The organism is Nostoc flagelliforme FACHB-838, from assembly GCF_014698065.1.
Taxonomy (GTDB): domain Bacteria; phylum Cyanobacteriota; class Cyanobacteriia; order Cyanobacteriales; family Nostocaceae; genus Nostoc; species Nostoc flagelliforme_B.
In genome coordinates, this window is record NZ_JACJSI010000453.1 from 1 (window position 1) to 4366 (window position 4366).

At 39.9% G+C, this 4366-nt stretch carries 4 protein-coding genes and 1 pseudogene; all 5 read left to right on the forward strand.

The window, feature by feature from the left end; all coding sequences use genetic code 11:
* Positions 1 to 117 precede the first annotated feature (117 nt).
* Positions 118 to 510, forward strand: a pseudogene (locus H6G97_RS46355) (transposase); the annotation flags it as partial.
* Between the two features lie 150 nt (positions 511 to 660).
* The gene (locus tag H6G97_RS46360; protein WP_190947139.1) at positions 661 to 837 is read left to right on the forward strand and encodes a hypothetical protein; all 177 of its coding nucleotides are present in this window, start codon (positions 661 to 663) and stop codon (positions 835 to 837) included.
* Positions 838 to 996: 159 nt separating this feature from the next.
* Positions 997 to 1137, forward strand: a complete 141-nt coding sequence (locus tag H6G97_RS46365; protein WP_190947140.1) for a hypothetical protein — start codon at positions 997 to 999, stop codon at positions 1135 to 1137.
* Positions 1138 to 1215: 78 nt separating this feature from the next.
* Positions 1216 to 2009, forward strand: a protein-coding gene (locus tag H6G97_RS46370; protein ID WP_190947141.1) for an IS5 family transposase whose coding sequence is annotated in 2 segments (ribosomal slippage) — positions 1216 to 1555 and positions 1555 to 2009 — 795 coding nt in all. Because the reading frame shifts where the segments join, the coding sequence is not laid out codon by codon here.
* Between the two features lie 542 nt (positions 2010 to 2551).
* Positions 2552 to 2770 carry a hypothetical protein gene (locus H6G97_RS56390; RefSeq protein WP_190947142.1) on the forward strand — a complete coding sequence of 73 codons (219 nt, stop codon included), beginning with the start codon at positions 2552 to 2554 and terminating at the stop codon, positions 2768 to 2770.
* The last annotated feature ends 1596 nt before the right edge of the window (positions 2771 to 4366 follow it).

The following is a 4366-nucleotide window of genomic DNA, read 5'->3' on the forward strand; positions in this document are numbered from 1 at the left end:
AAAAATCACGACGAGCAGCGATGAACGATCGCTATATGCTCTCTGTGTTAGCTGCGGCTCTCTCAAACTCAGTACCTCTGCCATAATCCCCCTGTCAATAGGGTTTGAGACGCGCTAACCCTGGCCGATTTTGCGAAACAGATGAAAAATTTAGTAGATGTTTGCTACCGAGATGCCGATGTTATTCGTTTAGTAGTTGATAACTTAAATATTCATACCCCCAGTGCATTATATGAAGTTTTTCCACCAGAAGAAGCACGTCGAATTATTCAAAAATTAGAGTTTCACTATACTCCTAAACACGCTTCTTGGCTGAATCAAGTAGAAATTGAATTATCTGTTTTATCTCGCCAATGTTTGGAACGGCGTATTCCTAATGCAGAAACATTAACTTCTGAGATTGCCGCTTGGGAGAAACAACGTAATCAGCAAAAAGCCAGTGTCTATTGGGCTTTTCAAACCAAAGATGCTCGTCGAAAAATGCAGCGTTTATATCCGAGTTTAACCTAGCAAAGTTGCCTTGGCAGACTACTAGTGACGTACCTTAATTATGCTGTTCATAGCAATGAGACGGTATTTGTCAGACTGAATTTTGTGAATTTTAAACTAATCAACTAGTACATTAATCTCCTAATTATTTTAGGAGATTAAAATTATCAATTGAAAAATCAATTGCGGTTTGAGCCACAACCTAAACAACGCATACAAACAGAGAAAGCCGCTAGAAGTGAGACAATCTCAAAAAATAATTGTAATGACAATGGAGCTAGAGCTAACCCCCAAATTAGAGAAATTGTTCCGTTAAACATCGCCGTAATGCGATTAATTTCATCTTGAGTCCTCCAAGCTAAGAAAAAAATTCCAAAACCTATTAATAATAAAAGCAAACTACGGACTGATGGAACACATTTTTAACTGTTCGCGGATGAATCAGCTTTTCGAGACTTATAGTGAACGCCAATACTCTCAGAGCTACTGTTTTCGACTCAGGTGGAAATGATTCGTTTGGTGGTGTGTGGGATGTATCCATCAGTCCATGCTGCCTATCAAAAGAAGGCAGTAGAGGTGAATGTTAGCACCACGGCACTATACAACAAATTGCAACGGGTGGAACTGCCTGTAAGAGGTTATTTATAAAGTAAATCTAAAAACGGTAAGAAAGGAGTCCTGGCAAGTATAAGATACATCATACACAGTGTATTTACATATTTGCTTATGGTACGAAAGTCTTACACCACAGACTTAACTGATATGGAGTGGGAAATCCTGTCTCCCTTGATTCCACCAGCTAAAGAAGGGGGGCATCCACGCACAACAGATATGCGTGAAATATGCAATGCCATCTATTATCATTTGAAGACTGGATGTCAATGGAATATGCTTCCAGGCGATTTCCCCCCAAGTTCAACGGTATACAGCTATTACCGTAAGTGGCAGCGTAAGGGAGTTTGGGAAAAATTAAACCATACTCTGCGGGGTCAAGTTCGCGCAAAACTAGGTAAATCAACACAACCAAGTGCGATCGCCGCAGATAGTCAGTCGGTAAAAACGGCTGAAAAAAGGGGGATGTGTACGGCTTTGATGGAGCTAAAAAGGTAAAAGGAAGAAAGCGACAAACCATAGTTGATAGCCAGGGATTGTTGTTGAAAGTCATTGTTAGTGAAGGAAATGCCCCAGAAAGAGTACTTGCTGCCTATGCTTTGATGGAGTTACTAGAAGAACGCCCAGAATTACTGGAAAAAGTGGAAGTTTTATGGGTCGATTCCGGTTATGACGGTGATAAATTTGCGCTTTGTGTCTGGTTGATGATTCAAGCTCATGTTGAGGTAATACGGCGTACTGAACAAGAATGGAAGGTTTTGCCCAAACGTTGGGTAGTAGAAAGAACATTTGGTTGGTTGAACCAGTACCGTCGTCTTAGTAAGGATTATGAGCATCTGTCAGAAATGAGTGAAGTTGCCATATACGCTGTTATGACTCATATTATGTTACGCCGTCTTGTTGTCTAAAGATTTACTTTATAAATGGTCTCTAAGATTGTGCCTTTCTCACCTGATAAGTTTTTCAACGCTGTTCCTAATGAGCGAGAACTCTTAACCATCCATTATCTGCTTATTAGGAGTCAAAACCACAAAATAATCTTGAAGTACAACCATGATGAAGAAGCGACCGCTTAATACTTGCATCTGTGCAACAGATTATGCTAAGGCATCTGCACGAAAAAGAAATTTGTACTCAATTGGTAAATTCTTCAGCAAGAGACTCGTATTTTCCATGGATTTGGTGTACCTTGTTATTTCTGTGCAAATTATTTATACCTACCTTCCCCAACTTTAGCCAGACAAATTTTTTGCCAATGCCTTTGAGGGAATAGCCAATGAATACTTCTAATGAGATACGTACAAAAAAAATCATCAAAAAATCTGAGAAACTGACTTTGAAGCAAATGATGGAAATCGAAAAAGCCAAAGACCAACTTCAAGCAGCTAATACTGTTGAGATACATACAAAGAAAATCATCAAAAAATCCGACAAGCTTACCCTGAGACAGATGAAGCTAATCGAGGAGGCAGAAGATCAACTTCTTCGATCTGATACTGTAAATTCTTCAGATCCTGTGGTTGAGCAGAAACCAGTAATCACTCAAGAGCCTAGAGTTCCCGACTATATTCCATTGCTTGACAATCCTCCAGTACAATCTGTGGGCAACTCTGGCTGGCAGGTTTCTGATGTCTGGCGCGATATCCGAGTGGATGATTTTTGTAGTTAAAGCAGACAATTTGTATTCCCAGACGGTTCTGCATCGAGGCGGTTGCAGTTATCCACGATCCGAATCTTAGAGATTGAGGGACAGGCACAAAGCAAAAGAGAAAAGTTTTCCCGAATGCATTCTTGTGCAGCAATACCTCAATACTTCGCTAAACCAATATTATGGCAACCGCCTGAGCAATTTTTGTAAACTATCTTTGCACTCAGTCAAAGCTATAGTTGAATCGTGCTTATAATAAGTTACGGGTAACTATAACTATAAGTTAGCACCATGTAAGTGTGTATTGCTGGATTACGCATCAAAGGCAATACCAAAGACAAGCAAAATTTATCGGCAGCGCAATAGGTTTTATTCCGTTGCCAATATGCACCCCGCGATCGTGTGGGTTTGCAGACTAAATGAAATTTTTTAAACGTAATAATAAGGGTTTGAGCAACCTTTGTTGCAGACTAAATGAAATTTTTTTGCGGACTAAGTGAAAATTTCCCCCTAAATTCGCAGACTAAATGAAATTTTCCACCAAATGAGTATAAAACGTTCCAATTCATTACAACACAAGGCTTTGGAGCAAAAATTCTGTAAGTAGCGTTCGTCCTTGACGTTGGCGCAGCCATCGCTGAGGGCTATGGAATAATCAGGGTTACACAAGCACATTTTCAATTAGTCTGCGACAGAATTTCACTTAGTCCGCACGAATTTCATTTAGTCTGCAAACCGACAGTCACATGAAAGTGTTGTATCTGGGGGGAAGTAGTTTTTATCGTAGATTATGTCGGATAAAAGATAAGGGTGCTCTTATTTTATGCTACATTTGTATTGCAAATGTTGTCACTGAAAGCATAAGATGAGCAAGTTGCTCGCTTTATGGTTTCAAAGCAGGTTGCTCATCTTATGCTTACAAAAGTAGAGGTAGTGAACTCAAACCGAAAGTAGCTCTGTTGCTCGATTTCGGTTTTCATAGCAGCTATACCTAACCAAAGTTTTAATGCTGGGCATGAATATATTTGCTCTTATTGTATGCTACATTTGTATTACAAATGTTGTCACTGAAAGCATAAGATGAGCAAGTTGCTCGCTTTATGGTTTCAAAGCAGATTGCTCATCTTATGCTTACAAAAGTAGAGGTAGTGAACTCAAACCGAAAGTAGCTCTGTTGCTCGATTTCGGTTTTCATAGCAGCTATACCTAACCAAAGTTTTAATGCTGGGCATGAATATATTTGCTCACATTAGGGTTACAAAACAAAACCTTTGCTCATGTTATGGTTTCAAAACCTGTTTTCGATAAATAATTTCCGACGTAGTATAAAGGCTTTGGGCTACGTAATTGCTCAACTTATGCTTTCAAAGTTGCTCATCTTATCCTTACAGTGACAAATGTAGCATAAAATATCGGCTTGACATTTACCTCAGTGATTGCTTTGGTAAATGTCAAGCCGGCGAGCGAGTTGTAATTAATCGTTTGGTTCTAAAAGCTTGCCCAAAGCTTCAACGGACTGCCGCCAGCCGCTTTCCATGCCCCTGGCAACCATGCCGTCACGGTCTGACTGGCTCATTGCTGTGCTATGGGTACGAATCTCAGTTGTATGTTCGTCAA

Bases quoted from the DNA above. Each gene is read 5' to 3' on its own strand.
- H6G97_RS46365 (WP_190947140.1), top strand. From the start codon at position 997: ATGATTCGTTTGGTGGTGTGTGGGATGTATCCATCAGTCCATGCTGCC.
- H6G97_RS56390 (WP_190947142.1), top strand. From the start codon at position 2,552: ATGAAGCTAATCGAGGAGGCAGAAGATCAACTTCTTCGATCTGATACT.